At 65.7% G+C, this 21,150-nt stretch carries 18 protein-coding genes; 12 read left to right on the plus strand and 6 right to left on the minus strand.

The window, feature by feature from the left end; genetic code table 11:
* Positions 1–47 precede the first annotated feature (47 nt).
* The 5 genes from guaB to J2X45_RS02425 all read left to right on the plus strand — a co-directional run bounded on the left by guaB (position 48) and on the right by J2X45_RS02425 (position 5,660).
* Positions 48–1,511 (plus strand): IMP dehydrogenase, encoded by a 1,464-nt coding sequence (guaB, locus tag J2X45_RS02405; RefSeq protein WP_310210808.1) that lies wholly within the window; start codon positions 48–50, stop codon positions 1,509–1,511.
* 3 nt (positions 1,512–1,514) lie between these two features.
* Positions 1,515–1,910: an MAPEG family protein gene (locus J2X45_RS02410; protein ID WP_310210811.1), complete on the plus strand. Its 396-nt coding sequence runs from the start codon at positions 1,515–1,517 to the stop codon at positions 1,908–1,910.
* Positions 1,910–3,187 (plus strand): RsmB/NOP family class I SAM-dependent RNA methyltransferase, encoded by a 1,278-nt coding sequence (locus tag J2X45_RS02415; protein WP_310210814.1) that lies wholly within the window; start codon positions 1,910–1,912, stop codon positions 3,185–3,187. Before J2X45_RS02410 ends, J2X45_RS02415 begins: the two co-directional genes overlap by 1 nt.
* A gap of 31 nt (positions 3,188–3,218) precedes the next feature.
* Positions 3,219–4,778 carry a glutamine-hydrolyzing GMP synthase gene (guaA, locus tag J2X45_RS02420; RefSeq protein WP_310210817.1) on the plus strand — a complete coding sequence of 520 codons (1,560 nt, stop codon included), beginning with the start codon at positions 3,219–3,221 and terminating at the stop codon, positions 4,776–4,778.
* A gap of 96 nt (positions 4,779–4,874) precedes the next feature.
* Complete coding sequence (locus J2X45_RS02425) at positions 4,875–5,660, plus strand: DUF1080 domain-containing protein (protein WP_310210820.1); 786 nt, start codon at positions 4,875–4,877, stop codon at positions 5,658–5,660.
* A 99-nt stretch (positions 5,661–5,759) separates the two neighbouring features.
* Here J2X45_RS02425 and J2X45_RS02430 read toward each other — a convergent pair whose 3' ends face one another.
* Complete coding sequence (locus J2X45_RS02430; RefSeq protein WP_310210823.1) at positions 5,760–6,767, minus strand: LacI family DNA-binding transcriptional regulator; 1,008 nt, start codon at positions 6,765–6,767, stop codon at positions 5,760–5,762.
* A gap of 176 nt (positions 6,768–6,943) precedes the next feature.
* Between J2X45_RS02430 and J2X45_RS02435 the strand changes: the two genes are divergently transcribed.
* The 5 genes from J2X45_RS02435 to J2X45_RS02455 are packed head-to-tail and all read left to right on the plus strand — an operon-like array spanning position 6,944 to position 11,744.
* On the plus strand, positions 6,944–8,182 hold the full coding sequence (locus tag J2X45_RS02435; protein WP_310210825.1) for an MFS transporter: 1,239 nt from the start codon (positions 6,944–6,946) through the stop codon (positions 8,180–8,182).
* Positions 8,183–9,169, plus strand: coding sequence for a sugar phosphate isomerase/epimerase (locus J2X45_RS02440; RefSeq protein ID WP_310210827.1), 987 nt, complete (start codon positions 8,183–8,185; stop codon positions 9,167–9,169). It abuts the gene before it with no gap.
* Complete coding sequence (locus tag J2X45_RS02445) at positions 9,169–10,299, plus strand: Gfo/Idh/MocA family oxidoreductase (protein WP_310210830.1); 1,131 nt, start codon at positions 9,169–9,171, stop codon at positions 10,297–10,299. Before J2X45_RS02440 ends, J2X45_RS02445 begins: the two co-directional genes overlap by 1 nt.
* Complete coding sequence (locus J2X45_RS02450; RefSeq protein ID WP_310210833.1) at positions 10,299–11,354, plus strand: sugar phosphate isomerase/epimerase; 1,056 nt, start codon at positions 10,299–10,301, stop codon at positions 11,352–11,354. The genes J2X45_RS02445 and J2X45_RS02450 overlap by 1 nt, the downstream gene beginning before the upstream one ends.
* A gap of 27 nt (positions 11,355–11,381) precedes the next feature.
* Positions 11,382–11,744: a c-type cytochrome gene (locus J2X45_RS02455; protein WP_310210836.1), complete on the plus strand. Its 363-nt coding sequence runs from the start codon at positions 11,382–11,384 to the stop codon at positions 11,742–11,744.
* 3 nt (positions 11,745–11,747) lie between these two features.
* Here the strand turns inward: J2X45_RS02455 and J2X45_RS02460 are convergent, their stop codons facing one another.
* The gene (locus J2X45_RS02460; protein ID WP_310210839.1) at positions 11,748–12,638 is read right to left on the minus strand and encodes a DUF1080 domain-containing protein; all 891 of its coding nucleotides are present in this window, start codon (positions 12,636–12,638) and stop codon (positions 11,748–11,750) included.
* A gap of 103 nt (positions 12,639–12,741) precedes the next feature.
* Here J2X45_RS02460 and J2X45_RS02465 point away from each other — a divergent pair, with 103 nt between their 5' ends.
* Together J2X45_RS02465 and lacC are read left to right on the plus strand one after the other, a co-directional pair.
* The gene (locus J2X45_RS02465) at positions 12,742–14,481 is read left to right on the plus strand and encodes a GMC family oxidoreductase (RefSeq protein ID WP_310210841.1); all 1,740 of its coding nucleotides are present in this window, start codon (positions 12,742–12,744) and stop codon (positions 14,479–14,481) included.
* A complete protein-coding gene (gene lacC, locus J2X45_RS02470; RefSeq protein ID WP_310210845.1) occupies positions 14,481–15,029 on the plus strand; it encodes a lactose 3-dehydrogenase subunit gamma LacC in 549 nt (182 codons plus the stop codon). The genes J2X45_RS02465 and lacC overlap by 1 nt, the downstream gene beginning before the upstream one ends.
* A 12-nt stretch (positions 15,030–15,041) precedes the next feature.
* Here lacC and J2X45_RS02475 read toward each other — a convergent pair whose 3' ends face one another.
* From J2X45_RS02475 to J2X45_RS02490, 4 genes are read right to left on the minus strand one after another with little or no spacing between them, the layout of a single operon-like run.
* Positions 15,042–16,181: a hybrid sensor histidine kinase/response regulator gene (locus J2X45_RS02475; protein ID WP_310210849.1), complete on the minus strand. Its 1,140-nt coding sequence runs from the start codon at positions 16,179–16,181 to the stop codon at positions 15,042–15,044.
* Positions 16,178–16,753 (minus strand): chemotaxis protein CheB, encoded by a 576-nt coding sequence (locus J2X45_RS02480; RefSeq protein ID WP_310210851.1) that lies wholly within the window; start codon positions 16,751–16,753, stop codon positions 16,178–16,180. The genes J2X45_RS02475 and J2X45_RS02480 overlap by 4 nt, the downstream gene beginning before the upstream one ends.
* Entirely contained in the window at positions 16,750–17,574 is an 825-nt protein-coding gene (locus J2X45_RS02485; RefSeq protein WP_310210854.1) for a protein-glutamate O-methyltransferase CheR, read from the minus strand. The genes J2X45_RS02480 and J2X45_RS02485 overlap by 4 nt, the downstream gene beginning before the upstream one ends.
* A 3-nt stretch (positions 17,575–17,577) precedes the next feature.
* Positions 17,578–21,006, minus strand: a complete 3,429-nt coding sequence (locus J2X45_RS02490; protein ID WP_404979991.1) for a response regulator — start codon at positions 21,004–21,006, stop codon at positions 17,578–17,580.
* Positions 21,007–21,150: the final 144 nt, after the last annotated feature.

Consider the following 21,150-nt stretch of genomic DNA (forward strand, 5'->3'; position numbering starts at 1 on the left):
AACGGTCGGGCTCGCGGCTATATCCGCGCCGCAAAATGGAGACTCCGATGGAGATTCGCGAAGGGCTCACCTTCGACGACGTTTTGCTCGAACCCGCAGCGTCCGACGTCATGCCCACCCAGGTGACGACCGAGACCCGGTTCACGCGTGAAATCAGTCTGAACATTCCGCTCGTGTCCGCTGCGATGGACACGGTGACCGAAAGCCGCCTGGCCATCGCCATGGCCCAGGCCGGCGGCATGGGCATCCTGCACCGCAACCTCACCAACGAGGAGCAGGCCGATCAGGTCCGCGAGGTCAAGCGCTACGAAAGTGGCATGGTCATCAATCCGCTGACCATTCATCCCGACACGACCCTGGCCGAAATTCGCGAGATCAAGGCGCGTCGCAAGATCTCGGGCTTCCCGGTGGTCGAACGCGGCGCGGGCAAGCTGGTCGGCATTCTCACGAACCGCGACATGCGCTTCGAAGGCGACGCCAACGTCCCGGCCTCGCAGCTGATGACCCGCGAGGGCCTGATCACCGTCTCGGAAGGCGTGGATCACCGCGAGGCGCGCGAGCTGCTGCGCAAACACAAGATCGAACGCCTCATCGTCGTTGACGACGCCTACCGCGCCGTCGGCCTGATCACGGTCAAGGACATCGAAAAGGCCCAGGCTCACCCGCTGGCCGCCAAGGACGACAAAGGCCGCCTGCTGGTCGGCGCGGCCTCGACCGTCGGCGACGCGGGCTTCGAGCGTTCGATGGCGCTGGTGGACGCGGGCGTTGACGTGGTCGTCATCGACACGGCGCACGGCCACTCCAGCCAGGTCGCCGCCGCCGTGACCCGTCTGAAGCGCGAAGCCAACCGCGTCCAGATCGTCGCCGGCAACATCGCCACCTACGACGCCGCCCGCGCCCTGATCGACGCTGGCGCCGACGCCGTGAAGGTTGGTATCGGCCCGGGTTCGATCTGCACCACTCGCATCGTCGCGGGCGTGGGCGTGCCGCAACTGACCGCGATCATGGAAGCGGTTCGCGCCGCCAAGGACAGCAACACGCCGGTCATCGCCGACGGCGGCATCAAGTACTCGGGCGACCTGGCCAAGGCCATCGCCGCCGGGGCCTCGACCGCCATGATGGGCTCGATGTTCGCCGGCACCGAAGAGGCGCCAGGCGAGGTGTTCCTGTACCAGGGCCGCTCGTACAAGAGCTATCGCGGCATGGGCTCGGTGGGCGCCATGGCCCGCGGTTCGGCCGACCGCTACTTCCAGAAGGAAGTCACCGACAACTTCAAGCTGGTGCCGGAAGGCATCGAGGGCCAGACGCCCTTCAAGGGTCCGATCTCGCCGGTGCTGCACCAGCTGGTCGGCGGCCTGCGCGCGGCGATGGGCTATCTCGGCGCGCCGACGATCCCCGAACTGCAGCAGCGTGCCCGCTTTGTCCGCATCACGGGCGCGGGTTTGCGGGAAAGCCATGTCCATGACGTGATGATCACCCGCGAGGCGCCCAACTACCCGAGCGCGGTCTAGCCGATGCGGATGGCCTTCGAGCTGCAGATGATCGCCGTGGCGGTCATCATTGGAATTCTCAACCTGCTCTGGGCGTCGGCCGCCGCCCAGCCGCAGCGCGGCTTGAAGTGGAACGTCGGTCCCCGCGATGAGAAGATCGAGCTGACCGGCATGGCCGGTCGGCTCACGCGGGCCTTCGCCAATTTCCGCGAGACGTTCCCATTCTTCGTGGCCTTGGTGATCATCGACTATCTGGGCGGCCGCCTGGGTGACCTAACGGTCTATGGCGCGGCGCTGTATGTCGCCGCGCGCGCGGCCTATGTGCCGCTCTACGCCTTCGGCGTGCCCTTTGTCCGCAGCCTGGTCTGGCTGGCGTCGATGGTCGGGATCCTGATGCTGCTCGCGGCCCTGGTGGTCTGATGCGAGACGGAGGACGGGTTTCAGCGGCGATCGAGGTTCTCACCGAGATCGAGACGCGACATTTTCCAGTGAAGATGGCGCTGAAGCGCTGGGGCGAGACCGCGCGCTATGCGGGGTCCAAGGACCGCGCCTTCGTGTCGGGTCTGGTGCTGGACGCCCTTCGCCGCAAGCGCTCGCTGGGTTGGCTGATGGGCGACGCCAGCGCCCGAGGCGTGATGCTGGGCGTGCTGGCTTTCCTTTGGAAGTGGCCGGTCGAGCGGATCGCCGAGGCCGCCGCTGAGGAGCACGGCTTCGGCGCCCTGACGGATGTCGAGCGCCAGCGTCTGGCGGAACCTGTATCCCTGGAAGGCGCGCCGGCGCCCGTGGCGGGTGACTATCCGGACTGGCTGGAGCCGCACCTGGCGCGCGCCCTGGGCGCTGAGCAGGCCGCAGAGATGCGCGCGCTCTCGGAGCGCGCCCCGGTCGACCTGCGGGTCAACACGCTGAAGACCGATGTCGAACGTTGCGCCAAGGCCCTGGCCTTGATCGACGCCGCGCCGGCCGGCGTGCTGCCGACGGCTTTCCGCATCCCAGCGCCAGCGGCTGCCGATCGAACGCCCTCTGTCGAAGCCGTCCCGGCGTTCTCAAAGGGTTGGTTCGAGGTGCAGGACCTGGGGTCGCAGATCGCCGCCGCTGTGGCCGGCGAGGTGAAGGGCAAGCAGGTTCTCGACTTCTGCGCCGGCGGCGGCGGCAAGACGCTCGCGCTCGCTGCCGCCATGGGCAACAGCGGCCAGATCTTCGCCCATGACAGCGACGCCCGCCGTCTGGCGGACACCATCCGTCGCGGGCAGCGGGCCGGGGTTCGCAACCTGCAGATCCGCTCGCCGATCGAGGCCACGCCCCTGAAGGGTCTGGAAGGCAAGATCGACGTCGTCTTCGTCGACGCCCCCTGCACGGGCGCGGGCACCTGGCGCCGTCACCCCGACGCCAAGTGGCGTCTGTCACCTGACCAGTTGGCCAAGCGCCAGATCGAGCAGGACAGCGTGCTGGAAGACGCCGCGACCTTCGTGAAGGCCGGCGGTCGCATGATCTATGTGACCTGCTCGCTGCTGACCGAGGAGAACGAGGACCGCGTCGCCAGCTTCCTGGAGCGCCACCCCGAGTTCACCGTCAAGCCAATCGCCCTGGCCGGCGTCACCCATGTGACCCCCGAAGGCTATTTGCGTCTGACGCCCTATCGCGCAGGCACCGACGGCTTCTTTGCCGCAGTGCTTCAACGCGCCTCCTATACGCCCTGACCTTGAACGCCCGACCGCTGGAGACTTGCCGATGAACCCCGAAACGAACCACCAGCGCGTCCTGATCGTCGACTTTGGCAGCCAGGTCACCCAGCTGATCGCGCGCCGGGTGCGTGAGGCGGGCGTCTATTGCGAGATCCATCCGTTCGACAAGGCCGAGGCGCTGGTCGACGACTACCAGCCCAGCGCCATCATCCTGTCGGGCGGTCCGGCCAGCGTGCTGGAAGAGGACAGCCCCCGCATTGGCCGCAAGCTGTTCGATCTTGGCCTGCCGATGCTGGCCATCTGCTACGGCCAGCAACTGCTGTGCGACGTGCTGGGCGGCAAGGTCGAGGGCGGCCACGCCGGCGAGTTCGGCCGCGCTGAACTGACCATCGGCAAGCAAAGCCCGCTGTTCGCCGGCCTGGCCGGCGTCGGTGAGGTCGAGACGGTGTGGATGAGCCACGGCGACCGGGTCGTCGCCATTCCGGACGGGTTTGAGGTGATCGCCACCTCGACCGGCGCGCCGTTCGCCGCCATCGCCAACGACGACAAGAAGATCTACGCCGTCCAGTTCCACCCCGAGGTGTATCACACCGTTAACGGGACCCAGATCTACAAGAACTTCCTGGCCCTGGCCGGCCTGAAGGGCGACTGGACCATGGCGGCCTTCCGCCAGGAGATGGTCCAGAAGATCCGCGACCAAGTCGGCTCGGGCAAGGTGATCTGCGGCTTGTCGGGCGGCGTCGACAGCTCGGTGGCCGCCGTGCTGATCCACGAGGCGATCGGCGACCAGCTGACCTGCGTGTTCGTCGACACGGGCCTGCTTCGCAAGAACGAGGCCGACCAGGTCGTGACCCTGTTCCGCGACCACTACAACATCCCGCTGGTGCATGTGGACGCCGGGGACCTGTTCCTAGGCGAGCTGGCGGGCGTCAGCGATCCCGAGACCAAGCGCAAGACCATCGGTCGCCTGTTCATCGACGTCTTCGACAAGGAAGCCGCCAAGATCGACGGCGCGGAGTTCCTGGCCCAGGGCACGCTCTATCCGGACGTGGTCGAGAGCGTCTCGGCGCGCGGCGGCCCCTCGGCGGTGATCAAGAGCCACCATAATGTCGGCGGCCTGCCGGACTACATGAAGCTCAAGCTGGTCGAGCCGCTGCGCGAACTCTTCAAGGACGAGGTCCGCGCTCTGGGCGTCGAGCTGGGCCTGGCCCCGGCCTTCGTCGGCCGCCATCCGTTCCCCGGCCCGGGCCTGGCCATACGCATCCCCGGCGAGATTACGCCCGAGAAGGTCAAGGTCCTGCAGGACGCCGACGCCATCTATCTGGAAGAGATCCGTAACGCCGGCCTCTACGATCAGATCTGGCAGGCTTTCGCCGTGCTGCTGCCGGTCAAGACCGTCGGCGTGATGGGCGATGCGCGCACCTACGAGAACGTGCTGGCCCTGCGCGCGGTGACCTCGACCGACGGCATGACCGCCGACTTCTTCGAATTCCCCTGGGCCGTGCTCGGCAAGACCGCCACGCGGATCATCAACGAGGTGCGCGGCGTCAACCGCGTCGTCTATGACGTGACCAGCAAGCCGCCGGGCACGATCGAGTGGGAATAGTGAGGCGGCGCGCCGCCGCTTGCGGCGTGGGGCGCGCTGGTCAATCCTGCGCGCAGGTCGACCGTAGAGCGTCGGCGTGCGGGGAGCGTGATGCGGATGGTCGGCAAGCAGGTCTGGGCGTTCGTGGGAGCCGGCCTCGGAGTCTGGATATCGGCCTCCGACGCGGCGGCCCAGACGCGTCCTGAGGACACCGAGGTCTGGAAGCCTCTTGTGCCGGTCGTTGCTCCGGGAACCGTTTCCGGCGCAGCCCCGTCCGACGCGATCATCCTGTTCGACGGCCGCGACCTGGATCAGTGGGTCACGGCGGCCGACAAGTCTCCGGCCGGCTGGATCGTCGCCGACGGGGTCATCACCGTCGACAAGGCGCGGGGCAATATCGAGACCAAGCGGACGTTCCGCGATTATCAACTGCATCTGGAATGGCGCATTCCCGCCGACATTGCGGGGTCTGGCCAGGCGCGGGGCAACAGCGGCGTGTTCCTGGCGTCCACCGGCTCACGCGATCAGGGTTACGAGGTGCAGATCCTCGACAGCTATCAGAGCAGCACCTACGTCAACGGCCAAGCCGGCGCCGTCTACAAGCAGCATCCGCCGCTAGCCAACGCCAACCGCAAGCCGGGTGAGTGGCAGACCTACGACATCATCTGGCGCGCGCCGGTGTTCGGCCCCGATGGCGTGCTGACCCGGGCCGCCTCGGTGACGGTGCTGCACAACGGCGTGCTGGTGCAGGACAATGCGGTCCTAGCGGGCGAGACCGTCTATATCGGCAAGCCCGGCTACAAGGCCCATGGTCCGTCGCCGATCAAGCTGCAGGCGCACGGCGATCCCAGCGCGCCGATCAGCTTCCGCAATATCTGGGTGCGAGAGCTGGCGCCGCGCTAGAGCATTTTTCGAGCGAAGTGGTTCCGGTTCGCGTGAAGAAAAATGCGCCAAAAGACACAAGATTAGAGCTCCCGGCCTGACGAAGTCAGGTCGTGAGCTCTAGCCCAGCGGCGCTGCGGTGCTGTCCCTGACCACCAGCTGGTGGGGCAGGGTGATGTTCTGAAGCGCGGTGGATCGTCCGGCGAGAATGTCGAGCAACAGCCGAACCACCTCGTGGCCGATCTGCTCCTTGGGCTGACGCACCGTGGTCAGCTTTGGGTGCAGGTATTCAGCGAAACGGATGTCGTCGAAGCCGACCAGCGAGATGTCGCGCGGGCAATCAAGGCTGCGTTGACGGATCGCCTCCATCGCGCCCATGGCCATCTCGTCGCTGAAGCAGAAGATCGCCGTCGGGCGGCCCGGTTCGTCCAGCAACTCTGCAGCCTGGCGGGCGCCGGACTCGATCGAGAAGTCGCCGATGGCCATCCGCAGCGCGCTGGTGCGTCCGTGGCGCTGGGCGGCGGAGAGCACGCCCGCGAGCCGGTCGCTGCTGATTGGGCTGGCGAGCGGACCTGTTACGACCCCGATGCGGACATGGCCCAGCCCATAGAGGTGATCCATCACCTCGGCCGCAGCGCGCTCGTTGTCGATATGGGCGCTGGAGACGGCCAGACCCGGCCGGAACTCGCAACCGTTGACGATCGGCGTGCGCGGGCCCTTGGCGGCGAGCATTTCCGCCAGGACGTCCGGAAGGCGATGGCCCAGGAAGATCAGGCCGTCAGCCTCCTTGCGCCGGAACATCAGGGCGTACTGCTCCTCGCGCGCCTCCTCATGGCGCGTGTCGCCCAAGAGCACCGAGTACCCGGCCGCCAGCGCGGCTTCCTCGACGCCGCGGATCACCTGAGAGAAGAACGGGTTGGAGATGTCCGGCACCGTGACCAGGATCTTCTCGGTCCGCAGCGTGCGCAGGCTCTTGGCCGCGAAGTTCGGCTCGTAGCCAAGGCGATGGACGGCCTCCATGACCTTCTGGCGTGTGGGCTCGAGCACCAGTTCGGGCGCGCTGAAGACCCGCGAGACGGTCGCGGTCGAGACCCCGGCTTCCCGGGCGACATCTTGAATGGTGGCCATTGGGCCGACACTGGCGGCTCGCTGAAAGCTTGGCAAGCGTCGCGGAGCGCTTGTCGCCGCCTCGTGGCGGTTGCCGGGTTGACGGACCCCTGTTATCGATGAATTCGATTACATTGGAGCGGCGCAGGTCCGGATGGACGAAAGTCGGCCGCCCATCGGTCGGGGAGGACGAGGGCATGACGACGAGTTTCCGTCTGTTCGTGATGATGGTGCTGCAATTGGCGATCTGGGGCGCCTGGGCGCCAAAGATCTTTCCCTACATGGGCATGCTGGGCTTCGCGCCCTGGCAGCAGTCGTTGGTCGGCAGCGCCTGGGGTGTGGCCGCCCTGGTGGGCATCTTCTTTTCGAACCAGTTCGCGGATCGCAACTTCTCCGCCGAGCGGTTTCTGGCCGTCAGCCACCTGATCGGCGGCTTGGCGCTGCTGGGCACGGCCTTCTCGACGGAATTCTGGCCGTTCTTTGCGTGTTACCTCGTCTTCAGCCTCGTCTATGTGCCGACGCTGTCGGTCACCAACTCGATCGCCTTCGCCAACCTGCGCGATCCGGCGGCCGGTTTCGGCGGTGTTCGGATGGGCGGGACTGTCGGCTGGGTGCTGGTCAGCTGGCCGTTCGTATTTCTGCTGGGCGCCCAGGCGACGGTCGAGCAGGTCCGCTGGATCTTCCTGGTGGCCGCGATCGTTTCGTTTGTCTTCGCCGGTTACGCCCTGACGTTGCCGCACACGCCCCCGCGCAAGGCTGATGACGGGGTCGACAAGCTGGCCTGGCGTCGCGCGGTCAAGCTGCTGGGCGTCCCGTTCGTGCTGGTGCTGTTCATCGTCACCTTCATCGATTCCGTCATTCACAACGGTTACTTCGTGATGGCCGACGCCTTCCTGACCAATCGGGTCGGGATCGCCGGCAATCTCAGCATGGTCGTGTTGAGCCTAGGCCAGGTGGCCGAGATCATCACCATGCTGGTGCTGGGGCGGGTGCTGGCCAAGCTGGGCTGGAAGGCCACCATGATCGTCGGCGTGCTGGGCCATGCGGCGCGTTTTGCGGTGTTCGCCTATTTCGCCGACAGCGTGCCGGTGATCGTGGCGGTGCAGCTGCTGCACGGCGTCTGCTACGCCTTCTTCTTCGCCACGGTGTACATCTTCGTGGACGCCGTCTTCCCCAAGGACGTCCGCTCCAGCGCGCAGGGCCTGTTCAACCTGCTGATCCTGGGCGTTGGCAATGTCGCGGCCAGCTTCATCTTCCCGGCATTGATCGGCCACCTGACCGTCGACGGGACGGTGGACTACACGACCCTGTTCCTCGTGCCGACCGCCATGGCGCTGGCGGCGGTCTGCCTGCTGGCGTTGTTCTTCCGGCCGCCGACGCGGGGACCTGTTCCGGCAAGCGACTCCGCGTCCTCCGCCAGCCCGGCCCAAGCCTAGATGTCAGGAAAGGTGATCCCCATGCGCATGACCGCCTTCGATAATCAGAGCCAGGGCCTTTCCCGTCGCGGCCTGCTGGCCGCCGGCGCCGCCGCGCTGGGCGCAGGCTTCGCCGGGACGGTGACCGCGAGCGAGGTTCCGTTCTTCCAGCGCCGCAAGCAGCCGGTGGGCATCCAACTCTACAGCCTGGGTCCGGATCTGGCCAAAGAGCTCGACGCGCAGCTGGCGACCGTCGCGAAGATCGGCTTCCGGACGGTCGAGCTGGCTGGCTATTTGGGCCGCACGCCCGCCGAACTGCGCGCGAGCTTTGACCGGCATGGCCTTGTCTGCCCCAGCGCGCACATCTCGCCGAAGGGCCCCAACGGCTTCAGCGGCGATCTCGTCAAGCTGGCGGACGAACTGCACGTGATCGGCGTGAAGTCGGCGATCATGCCGATCTTCTACATCCCCGAGCGGATGGGCGCCGCCGACCTGCGTCAGGCGGGCGTGCAGATGACCGCCGACGAATGGAAATGGAACGCCGATTTCCTGAACGAGAAGGCCGCCATCCTGAAGAAGGCGGGCATTCTCGCCGGCTATCACAACCACAATTTCGAGTTCGCGCCGCTGAAGGACGCCAAGGGCGGCGAGACCACCGGCATGGACATCCTGCTGAAAGGGACCGATCCGTCGCTGGTGACCTTCGAGCTCGACGCCGGCTGGGTGACGGCGGCGGGCCAGGACCCGTTCGCGCTGCTGAAGGCCTATCCGGGGCGCTTCACCCAGATGCACGTCAAGGACGTCAAGCCGACCACCAAGCCCAACTTCGAGCTGCGCCAGGATCCGACCGAGGTGGGCTCGGGCATGATCGACTGGAAGCGGCTGCTGCCGGCGGCCTATGACGCCGGGATCCGGGGCTTCTACTACGAGCAGGAGCCGCCGTTCGCTTACACGCGTCTGGAGTCGGCCAAGATCAGCTTCGACTACCTCGCCAAGGTGGTCGCCTGATGACCCTCCGGATGGCCATGGTCGGCGGCGGTCCTGGCTCGTTCATCGGGCCGGTGCACCGGATGGCCGCAGAGCTGGACGGGCGCATCCGGCTGGTGGCGGGCGTGTTCAGCCGCGATCCCGCCAAGAGCGCCCAGGCGGCGGCCGCCTGGGGCGTGGCGCCCGACCGGGTCTATCCGGACCACCACACGATGTTCGCGGCCGAGCGGGCGCGCCCCGACGGTGTTCAACTCGTCTCGGTGGTGACGCCGAACCACCTGCATTTCGACGTCTCCGCGTCGGCGCTGAAGGCCGGGCTGCACGTGATCAGCGACAAGCCCGCGACGCTGAACCTCGCCGAGGCGCAAAGCCTGGCCGAGATCGTCGCCGCCTCGGGCAAGCAGTACGGCCTGACCTATACCTATACCGGCTATCCGATGGTCCGCGAGGCTCGCGAGATCGTGGCGCGCGGCGATCTGGGCGCGGTGCGCAAGGTCGTTGTCGAGTACTCGCAAGGCTGGCTATCGACGCCGCTTGAGCGCGACGGCGACAACAAGCAGGCCAGCTGGCGGGCTGATCCCAAGCAGTCGGGCGTCGGCGGCTGCATCGGCGACATCGGCGTCCACGCATTCAACATCGCCGAGTTCATCACGGGACGGCGCGTGGCGCGGCTGTGCGCTGACGTCGCCACCGTGGTTCCGGGGCGCGGCCTGGACGACGACTGCAACGTACTACTGCGGTTTGAGGATGGATCGCGGGGCGTGCTGATCGCCTCGCAGATCTCGGCCGGCGCGCGCAATGGCCTGACGATCAGCGTCTATGGGGAGAAGGGCGGTCTGACCTGGTCGCACGAGGACCCCAATATTCTGACGCTGGATTGGCTTGAGGGGCCCAGCCACGTGCTGCACGCCGGCTCCGGCTATCTCGGCTCTGCGGCGCGGGCGGTGACGCGCCTGCCGACCGGGCATCCCGAAGGCTTCATCGAGGCCTTCGCTACGATCTACAGGGATTTCGCCGACGCGATCGAGGGCCGCGCCGGCGGCCTCGTGCCGGATATCAGCGAGGGCGTGCGCGGCATGGCCTTTGTCGAGCGCGCCGTTGCGGCCAGCCGCGACGATGCGGGCTGGGTGTCGCTGCAGGGAGAAGGCTGATGAAGACGCTCAAGGGACCCGCCATCTTCCTGGCCCAGTTCATCGGCGACACGCCGCCGTTCGACAAGCTCGAGACCATGGCGGCCTGGGTTTCGAGCCTTGGCTATGCCGGGGTGCAGATGCCCACGGGCGGCGCGGACTCGTTCTTCGATCTCGCGCTGGCCGCCGAGAGCCAGACCTATTGCGACGACATTGCCGGGCTGCTCGCCGAGTACGGCCTGGAGATCACCGAGCTGTCGACGCACCTGCAGGGGCAGCTGGTCGCCGTTCACCCGGCCTATGACGAACTGTTCGACGGCTTTGCGCCGCCGGAGCTGCGCGGCAGACCCCAGGAACGTCAGGCCTGGGCGGTCGAGCAGGTGAAGGCCGCCGCCGTCGCCAGTCGGCGCCTCGGCCTGAAGGCCCACGCGACCTTTTCAGGCTCACTGGCTTGGCCCTATCTCTATCCCTGGCCGCAGCGGCCGGCGGGGCTGATCGAGGAGGCGTTCGCCGAGCTGGGGCGTCGCTGGAAGCCCATCCTGGATGTCTTCGAAGATAACGGCGTTGACGCGGCTTATGAAATCCATCCGGGCGAGGACCTGCACGACGGAGCGACGTTCGAGCGCTTCCTCGACGAGGTCGATGGCCACCCTCGGGCCAATATCCTCTATGATCCCAGTCACTTCGTCCTGCAGCAGCTGGACTATCTGGCCTACATCGACCGCTACCACGAGCGCATCAAGGCGTTCCACGTCAAGGACGCCGAGTTCCGGCCTTCGGCGCGATCGGGCGTCTATGGCGGCTATCAGGGATGGGTCGATCGGCCGGGGCGGTTCCGCTCGCTGGGCGATGGTCAGGTCGACTTCAAGGCGATCTTCTCAAAGCTGGCGCAGTACGATTATGACGGTTGGGCGGTTCTGGAATGGGAGTGCGCGCTCAAGCATCCCGAGCAGGGCGCGGCCGAGGGCGCGACGTTCATCCGGGATCATATCATTCGGGTGACGGACAAGGCGTTCGACGATTTCGCCAGCGCCGGTTCGGACGCTGGACGTAACCGAAGACTTCTTGGTCTATAGTCGAAGCGTGTGTTCTGACGGAGTTGCTTGATGAAGGTTCGGCTTACCCTCGCGGCGATGCTCGCCGGTCTGGCGTCCAGCGCGGTCGCGGCGCCGTCGGGACAACAGCTGTTCGAGCAACGCTGTGGCATGTGTCATGCGGTGCAGGCTGCTCCGGGCAAACTGGGACCACCCTTGGGGGGCGTGGTGGGTCGAAAGGCCGCGAGCGTGCCGGGTTACGCGTACAGCGCGGCCATGAAGGGCTCGGGCGTTATCTGGACCCCTGACAAGCTGGACGCCTATGTGAAGGCTCCGGCCAAGACCATGCCCGGCACCAAGATGCTGCTCGGCGCGCCCAACGACGCAGAGCGCGCGGCGGTGATCGCCTATCTGGCCAGCGTGAAGAAGTAGACCTTAGCGCGGCGTGAGTTCCTGGATCTCGATGTCCTTGAACTCGATCGGCGCGCCCTCGCTTTGCAGAGAGATGTAGCCGCCGGTCACCGACTGAGCGCCCCGCGCCAGGATGTAGGGTTTGGCTCCGCCGGCGACGGTGTCGTCCGGATCGAGCGCGGCGCCGGCGTAGCGATGCACGACGACGCCGTTGATCTTCTGGGTGATCTCGCCGCTGGGCAGGACCTCAAGCTCGGCCTGAACCCAGGCGCCGTTGGCGATGGTCGGCGCGTTCGCCGGCGGCGTGCAGTGTTCCTTGACCTTGGCCCCGTCGATCGTGATCGTGATCCCCGGCGTGCAGACCGCACCGGTCGGCCGCGGTTTGTCGTCTTCCTTGCCCAGAAGCTGGAACTCGATCGAAACCGGGAAGGGCTGTTCGACCGTCATGCTCTCGGCGGTCTGGCTGTGGAACATGATCCCGCTGTTGCTGCGCGCCCAGCCAGGGGTGTCGAGCGGCAGGCCTTCGGTGAGAAAGCGGTAGGTCAGCCGGAGGCGATAGGCGCTGAAAGGGGCCTTGTAGAACAGGTGCCCGAACTGGTTGTCGAACTTGTCGTACCCCGCATAGGAAACTCGGATCACGCCCTGATCAGCCACAAAGGTCTGGCGGTAGTTTTCGCCGACCGGATGCCTGGCGATCTTCGCGGTCCAGCCGTTCAGTGTCTTGCCGTCGAAAAGCGAGCGCCACGGTCCGGCTCGGACCTCTTCAGCTTGTGATACGCCGGCGACGCAGAGTGCGAGCGCCGACGCGAGCCCCAGACGCGTCCACAGACGAGAAGACTTCATCCAGACCATGGCGCGTTTCCCCTGTCGCGTCAGCTCAGTCAGAACGCCGAGCTTTGTTGCAATGTAACCCATTTCATGGAAGCCTCCAGGCAAGAATGAAGGGTTCGCCCGGGTGTAGGTCGTGTTGCGTAAGCATCTCGACGCGGACCCGCGAGCGGCCGCGAAGGGAGCGAACATGGCCAACCTGAACGGCCGCGCGCGTCGGAAGAATACGTACGACGCCATCGTGGTGGGCAGCGGCATTACGGGCGGCATCGCGGCCAAGGAACTGACCGAGAAGGGCCTGAAGGTCCTGGTGCTGGAACGGGGCCGAATGGTCCGTCACCTCGAGGACTATCCGACCGCCACGCTTGATCCGTGGCAGACCAAGTATCCGCAGGGCCAGCTGCCGCAGGCGGAGCTCGCCGCGCACTACAAGGTGCAGCGGCGCACCGGCTATACGATGACGGAGACCACCCAGCACTTCTTCGTGCGGGATGACGAGCATCCCTACACAGAGGAGAACCGCTTCGACTGGATCCGTGGCTATCACGTGGGCGGTCGATCGCTGACCTGGGGTCGTCAGAGCTATCGCCACAGCCCGATCGACTTCGAGGCCAATGCGCGTGAAGGAATCGCGGTTGACTGGCCCATCCGTTACGAGGACCTCGCGCCCTGGTACGAGCACGTTGAGCGCTTCATCGGCGTCTCCGGTCAGGCCGAGGGATTGCCCCACTTCCCAGACGGCCATTACCAGCCGCCGATGGAGCTGAACTGCGTCGAGAAGGCGTTCAAGGCGCGTTCCGAGGCTCGCTTTCCCGAACGACGGGTCACCATCGGACGAACGGCGCACCTGACCGATCCGACTGAAGAGCAGCTTTCGCTGGGGCGCACCAAGTGCCAGTACCGCAACCTGTGTATCCGGGGGTGTCCGTTCGGCGGCTACTACAGCTCCAACTCTGGCGGGCTGATCGCGGCCGAACGCACCGGCAATCTGGTGATCCGACCAAACTCGATCGTCACCGAGCTTGTCTATGACGAGCGTAAGGGGCGGGCCAGCGGCGTACGGATCCTCGACGCCGAAACGCTGAAGGATGAGGAATTCCACGCCGACGTGATCTTCCTGTGCGCGTCAGCGCTGAACTCGGCCTGGATCATGATGAACTCGACGAGTTCGCGGTTCCCGAACGGTTTCGGCAACGCCAGCGATCAGCTTGGTCGCAACGTCATGGACCACCACCTGGGCGTTGGGGCGTCGGGTGAAGCGCCGGAGTTCGCTGAGACGTATTTCTCGGGGCGTCGACCGAACGGCATCTATGTGCCGCGCTTCCGCAATCTGGGCGACGACGCCACCAAGCGCTCGGACTACGTTCGCGGCTTCGGCTATCAGGGCGGCGCAGGGCGCGCGACCTGGGAACGAGATCGCGGCAAGGGAGGGCGTGGCTTCGGCGCGGCTCGAAAGGCTGAACTCAGCCAGCCAGGTCCTTGGACGATGGGCTTGGGCGGCTTTGGCGAAATGCTGCCCTACGCCGACAACCGCGTCACGCTGAACCGCGATGTGAAGGACAAGTTCGGTCTGCCGACCCTGACCATGAACGTCACCATGCGTGACAACGAGATGGCGATGCGCCGTGACATGCAGTCAGCGGCGGCCGAAATGCTCGAGGCTGCGGGCTTCAAGAACGTGCGCGGTCACGATAACGGCTTCGCGCCGGGTCTGGGCATTCACGAGATGGGCACGGCGCGCATGGGACGCGATCCCAAGACCTCTGTGCTGAACGCCCACAATCAGGTTCACGAGTGCAAGAACGTCTACGTCACGGACGGTGCGGCCATGACCTCCGCGTCGTGCGTGAATCCGTCCCTGACCTACATGGCCCTGACGGCCCGGGCCGCCGATCACGCGGTGCGCGCTCGCAAGCGGGGAGAGCTGTGATGCTGAATCGACGCGACACCCTTCGCGGCCTGGCTTTGACGGTCGGCGCCGCTGCCACCGGGTGGGCCGGAAGCGCTGCGGCGACCACCGCCCTGAGCTGGGCGCCGACGGCCCTCACGCCGGATCAGGCGCAGATTCTCGACGTGGTCGCCGAGCTGATCATTCCCGCGACCGACACCCCCGGCGCGCGCGAGGCCGGCGTGCCACAGTTCATTGATCGCGCCATGGCCAACTATTGCGAGACGTGGCAGGTCGAGCAGCTGAAGGGCGGCTTCGCCCGCATGGACGCCGACGCCAAGGCCGCGCACGGCAAGCTCTTCGTGGCCCTGGCGCCCGAGCAGCAGGTCGCGATCCTCAGCGTCTATGATCGCGAGACCGCCAACGCGACCAGCGGTCATTTCTTCCCGCTGCTCGAGGATTTCGTGACGGTGGGCTATTTCACCTCGGAGCCAGGCGCGACCAGGGCGCTGAAATACGATCCCGTCCCCGGCGCCTACAATGGTTGCGTGCCGTTGGCGGAGATCGGCCGGGCCTGGGCGACCCGCTAGACTCCGAGCCGGTCAGGCCAGAATGGGCAGCCGGACGGTGAAGGTGCTGCCCTGACCTTCGCCGTCGCTGTCGACGGTGATGGCGCCGCCGTGCAGCGCCACGAGTTGTCGAACAAGGGCGAGGCCGATCCCGAGCCCCCCTTGTGACTTGCCCAGGTGATCCTCGACCTGAGCGAAGATCTCGAAGATCTTCGGCTGCATCTCCTCGGGTATGCCGATGCCTGTGTCCGAAACCTTGATCGTCACCGTGCGCCCGTCGACGGCTGCGGCGAGCGTGACCACGCCACCTGGCGGTGTGTACTTGGCGGCGTTGTTGAGCAGGTTTGCCACGATCTGGGCCAGGCGGGTGTGATCGGCCTCGAGCCAAACCGGAACCTCCGGCGTCTCGACCACAAACTGATGTCGCGCAGCGTCTATTGTGTGCTGACTGGCCTCGATCGCCGATTGCAGCACGTCGCCCAGTTCGATCCGCTGCTTCTTGAGCGAGATCTTGCCCTGGCTCACGCGAGAGACGTCCAGCAGGTCGTCGACCAGATGGCTTAGGTGATCCAGCATCCGCTCCATACGTCCCCGGATATCCTGGGCGCGTTCGGGCGGTATGTCCTTGTTCAGCAGATGCAGGCCGCCGCTAAGGGCAGCGACGGGGTTGCGCAACTCGTGCGCCAGGACCGCCAGGAAGCTGTCCTTGTGCCTGTCGGCCCGACGCAGCGCTTGTGCGGCGGCTTCCAGTTCGTCGCGCTGAGCCTCGATCTGGCGGCGCTGCTGGTGCAGGTCGAAAAACACATTGGCCTTGCTGCGGAGCACGTCGGTCTCAATGGGCTTCTGGATGAAGTCCACCGCGCCGGCCTCATACCCCCGAAAGCGGCGCTGGCTATCCGCAGCCCCGGCGGTGACGAAGATGATCGGAATGTGTCGCGCCCGCTCGCTGCCGCGCATGAACTCGGCCAGTTCGAAGCCGTTCATGCCCGGCATCTGGACGTCCAGGAGCGCGAGCGCGACGTCGTGGGTCAGTAGAAGCTCTAGCGCTTCCTCGCCGCTTCGCGCCTTCAGGCACGTTAGGCCTTCGCGTTGGAGCAAGGCTTCGAGAGCCTGCAGGTTCTCCTCAAGGTCATCGACCAGAAGGAAGTTGATCGGCTTGTCCGCGTTGGTCATGCGGTCCCCAAACTCGTCAGGTAGGTCGTGATGGCGTTGATGCTCATGACATGCGCTGACGGGCAGGCCTGGAGCGCGGCGTCTGGCATGGCGGTGGCGTAGGCCTCGGCGCGATCCTGGACGATCGCCACACCGCCTGCGGCCTGTACCGTGCGAAGCCCTGTCGCGCCGTCATGATTGGCGCCGGTCAGGATCACGCCCACCAGGTCCGCGCCAAAAGCGTCAGCGGCGGTCTCAAACAGCACGTCGATCGAGGGGCGCGAGTAGTTCACGTGCTCGTCGGTGGAGAGCGCCAGGCTGTGATCGGCTTCGACCAGCAGGTGATAGTCCGATGGCGCGAAATAGACGACGCCGCCCTCGATAGGCTCCTTGTCCTCGGCCTCCTTGACGGTGATCCGGCACTTGGACTGCAGGAGCGGCACCAGCATGTTGTCGCGATCCGCAGGGATGTGGACCACGACAAGCACCGGAAGCGCAAAGCTGGCGGGCAGGGCGGGCAGGATCGCCAGCAAAGCCTGCACCGCGCCGGCCGACGCCCCGATCAGTATCGCGTGGGGGCGTTCGCCAGTCATGGGTCGCGCCTCTGATAGATCTTGTCCTCGGCCACGAAGTCGGCGAACGCGGGAGCATGGGTCGAGAAGCGCAGGCTCTCCTTGGAGCCCAGGCCCAGAAACCCCTTTCGCGTCAGCGAGTCGCGGAACAGACCGATGGCGCGGTCCTGCAGGGGGCGGTCGAAATAGATCATCACGTTCCGACACGAGATCAGGTGCATCTCGGCGAACACCGCGTCGGTCACAAGGCTGTGGTCCGAAAACACCACCCGACTGCGGAGGCTCTTGTCGAACACCGCCCGGCCGTAGGCGGCGGTGTAGTGTTCGGACAATGAGGATTTGCCGCCTGACCTTTGGTGGTTCTCGGTGAACTTGCGGATGCGGTCTACGGCATAGACACCGGCTTCGGCGGCCGCGAGCGCTTCGGGGTTGATATCCGTCGCGTAGAAGATTGTCCGGTCGTAGAGCCCTTCCTCCTTGAAGAGAATGGCCAGCGAGTAGACCTCTTCGCCGTTGCTGCAGCCGGCGATCCAGACCTTCAGCGAGGGGTAGGTGCTCAGATGCGGCAGCACCTTCTCGCGTAGGGCCTTAAAGTAGGAAGGATCGCGGAACATCTCGCTCACCTGGACGGTGAGGAAGTCGAGCAGGCGCGGCAGCATCGAGGGATCGTGCAGCACACGATCCTGCAACGCCGAAATCGTCGGAACGCCCAGCTGGGCGCGGGCCTGTGTCAGGCGACGCTTGATCGAAGCGCGGGCGTAGTGCCGAAAGTCATAGTGATAGCGCTGGAAGAGCGCTTCCAGCAGGAGTTGGACCTCGATGTCCTCAATGGCGTCGGACACGGGCTACCTCGGCATCCAGACGCGAACCAGCGACAGCAGTTTGTCGACGTCGATGGGCTTGGCCATGTAGTCGCTGGCCCCGGCGGCGATGCACCGCTCCTGATCGTCGGGCATGGCCTTGGCGGTCAACATGAGGATCGGGAGCTTGGACCAGCGCGCGTCGAGGCGGATCTGGCGCGCGGCCGTCAGCCCGTCCATCACCGGCATCATCACGTCCATCAGGACGAGGTCGATCGCCCGCGCTGGATCCTCAGCCGAGCGGTTGAGCGCGTCGATCGCCTCCTGGCCGTTGCGAGCGATCTCGACGACGGCGCCGCGAGGCTCCAGCACGTTGGTCAGCGAGTAGACGTTGCGGATATCGTCCTCGACGATCAGCACGCGACGGCCCTCCAGAACGGCGTCGCGATGGCGCGCCTTCTGGATCATCTTCTGCTGCTCGGCGGGAAGCTCCGACACCACCTGGTGGAGGAACAGCGAGACCTCGTCCAGCAGCCGTTCGGGCGACTTCGCCCCCTTGATGATGATCGAGCTGGAGTAGCGGCGCAGGCGCTGTTCATCATCGGCCGACAGGTCATGCCCCGTGTAGACGATAACGGGCGGGAAGGCGTGACTGTCGTCCTGGCTCAGGGTCTCCAGCAGCGAGAAGCCAGAAGCGTCAGGCAGGGAAAGGTCCAGCACCATGCAGTCGAAGGTCTGCTCGCGAAGCAACTCAAGACACTCGGCGGCGGTGCCGACGCCCACGGTTTCGACGTCGCCAGACGACAGCAGTTTGCCAACCGCCTCGCGCTGGATGGAGTCGTCTTCGACGATCAGCACGCGCCGGACGGTGCTGGACAGTTTGGCCTCCAGCGACTTCAGCACTTCGGCGAGGGCTTCGCGCTTCACGGGCTTGATCAGATAGCCGATCGCGCCCAGCGAAAGCGCTGTCTGGCTATGATCGGCTGCCGAGACGACGTGGATCGGTATGTGGCGCGTGGCGTCATCGCGCTTCAGGCGGTCCAGCACCATCAGGCCCGACTCGTCGGGTAGGCCGACGTCCAGCACAACAGCGCTGGGCTTAAAGCGGCGGGCAAGCTTCAGGGCTTCTTCGGCGGTTCCGGCGACCAGGCACTGGAAGCCCAACTCACGCGACAGATCGCGGACGATGCCGGCGAACTTGTCGTCGTCCTCGATGACCAGCAGGACCCGGCGACCGCCCGTCAGTTGGTCACGATCGTCATCGACCGCCGCTCGAACGACTGGCGCGCGGGCGACCTTGGGGCGGGGCAGCGGCGAGACGGGCTTTGCAGCGAGCGGTTGGTCCCGGGGCGCCACGCGCGCAGGGTCGTAGGCCAGCGGGATCGTGACGGTGAACGCGCTGCCTTCGCCGGGCTGGCTTCGCAGCGTAATCGCGCCGCCGAGAAGACGCGCCAGTTCGCGAGAAATCGAAAGGCCCAGGCCCGTGCCGCCATACCTGCGGCTGATGGTCCCGTCAGCCTGGCGGAACGCCTCGAAAATCGCGTCCTGCTGTTCGCGCGAGACGCCGATCCCTGTGTCGATGACCGTGAAGGCGATGTCGCGGGCGCCCGCCAGGCCAATCTCTACGCTGACGCCGCCCTTTTCAGTGAACTTGAAGGCGTTCGACAGCAGGTTCTTGAGCACCTGCTCCAGGCGCTGGCGATCTGTCTCGATGCTGGCCGGACAATCGCCGGCGATGTCGATATCGAAGTCGAGGCCCCGCTGTGACGCCACGGGCTGAAAGAGCTGGCGCAGATCGTCCGTCAGGCGCTGCAGCGGCAAGGGCTCGGGGCGCACCTCCACATGGCCCGCCTCAATCTTCGACAGGTCGAGGATGTCATTGATCAGGGTCAGCAGGTCGTTGCCGGACGATGCGATGGTCTGGGCGAACTTAACCTGTTCAGGGGTCAGGTTGCCGTGCGGATTGTCGCTGAGCAGCTTCGACAGAATGAGCAGGGAATTGAGCGGCGTGCGCAGCTCGTGGGACATGTTGGCCAGGAAATCAGACTTGTACTGACTGGCTTGTTCCAGTTCGCGTGCTTTCAGAGTCACGGCCGCACTGGTGCGCTCAAGCTCGTCGCGCTGGGTCTCCAGGGTCTGGGCCTGCTCCTCGAGTTGGCTGTTGGTCTGCTCCAGCTCCGCCTGTTGCTGTTCAAGGCGGATCTGCGATTCCTTGAGGGCGCGCCCCTGTTCTTCGAGCTCTTCGTTGGAGACGCGCAGCTCTTCGCTCTGGACCTGAAGCTCCTCGGCCTGGCGTTGGGTTTCCTCGAGCGCGTTCTGCAGTTCCGAGCGATAGCGCGCTGAGCGCAGGGTGATGCCGATCGAAGGCGCCGCCTGGCGCAGGAGTTCCAGGACCTGGTCGTCCACCGGATGCAGGAAGCCCAACTCGATGACCGCATTGACCACATCATCGGCGTGCGTCGGCACAACAACGAGGTGGCGCGGCTTGTCGTGGCCCAAGCCCGAGCCGATGGTCATGTAGCCTTCGGGCACGTCACGGATAATGACCGCATCGCCCTCGGCGGCGACCTTCCCGAGCAGGCCTTCCTTCAGGTTGAAGCGTGTCGGCGTGTCGGAATCCGCCGCCACGCCCAGGCTCGCGGTGCGGTGGAACCGCCCGTTCTCGCCCTTGAAGACCACGCCGGCCTGGAAGCCGACGTAGCGCGCCAGATAGGTCAGGATGCTGTCGGAAAGCGCCTCGACCGTCTTGTCGCCCATCATCGCTTCGGAAAGGCCGACCTGACCGGCCTGCAGCCATTCTTCTCGCGCCTGAGCGCGATTGGCGCGGCGGATCAGATAGAACACCACCAGGGTCAGGACGGCGCCAAGAAGGCTCGACAGTACGCCGCTCAGCAGCGCCGTTCGGTAGGCGATCTCCATTTCCGAAAGGCGAAGGTCGCGCTGGCGATCCTCCTCATTCCGCATGGCCTCGATCTGACGTCGGATGGCGTCCATTTCGATCTTGCCGCGATCGGTGTCGACGACCGCCAGGGCTTGCGCCTGGCTGCCATCACGGCGCAGCCGGACGGTCTCCTCAAGCTCCTCGAACTTCGCGTTGATCTGGCGTTCCAGCGTCTTGATGCTCGATTGCTGGGTGGGGTTGTCGCGCGTGAGGTCGCGCACGGTCTCAATGCGGGAGGCGCTCTCGGACGCTGCGATTTCGTAGGGCTTCAGGTAGTCGCTCTTGCCGGTCAGCAGAAAGCCGCGCTGGCCTGTCTCGGCGTCCTGAGTCATCGACATCAGTTCGTTGAGCGCCATCATGACGTCGTGCGTGTGCCATATCCTCTGGCTGTTGCCGCGAAGCATTTCGACGTTGCGATAGGCGATGATCCCGCTGGTCACGAAGAAGGCCAGCACGACGGCTAACCCCAAAGCTGTCCATAGCTCGGCCCGCGAAACCGAATGCGTAGCGGAACGCTGTTTGTTGAGCGACATTCTAAGACCAAGCAGGCAAGGAGACTGGGAGGAGACGTGCGGGTCTGTTGCTGTTCGCAGGCAAAGAGAAATCCCGACGTGCGGGACTGGAGCCTTTGATCGCTAAATGGTGCAGCAAAATAGACACAACGCCCCCTACGCGCC

It is taken from the genome of Caulobacter sp. BE264, assembly GCF_031457805.1.
Lineage (GTDB): Bacteria > Pseudomonadota > Alphaproteobacteria > Caulobacterales > Caulobacteraceae > Caulobacter.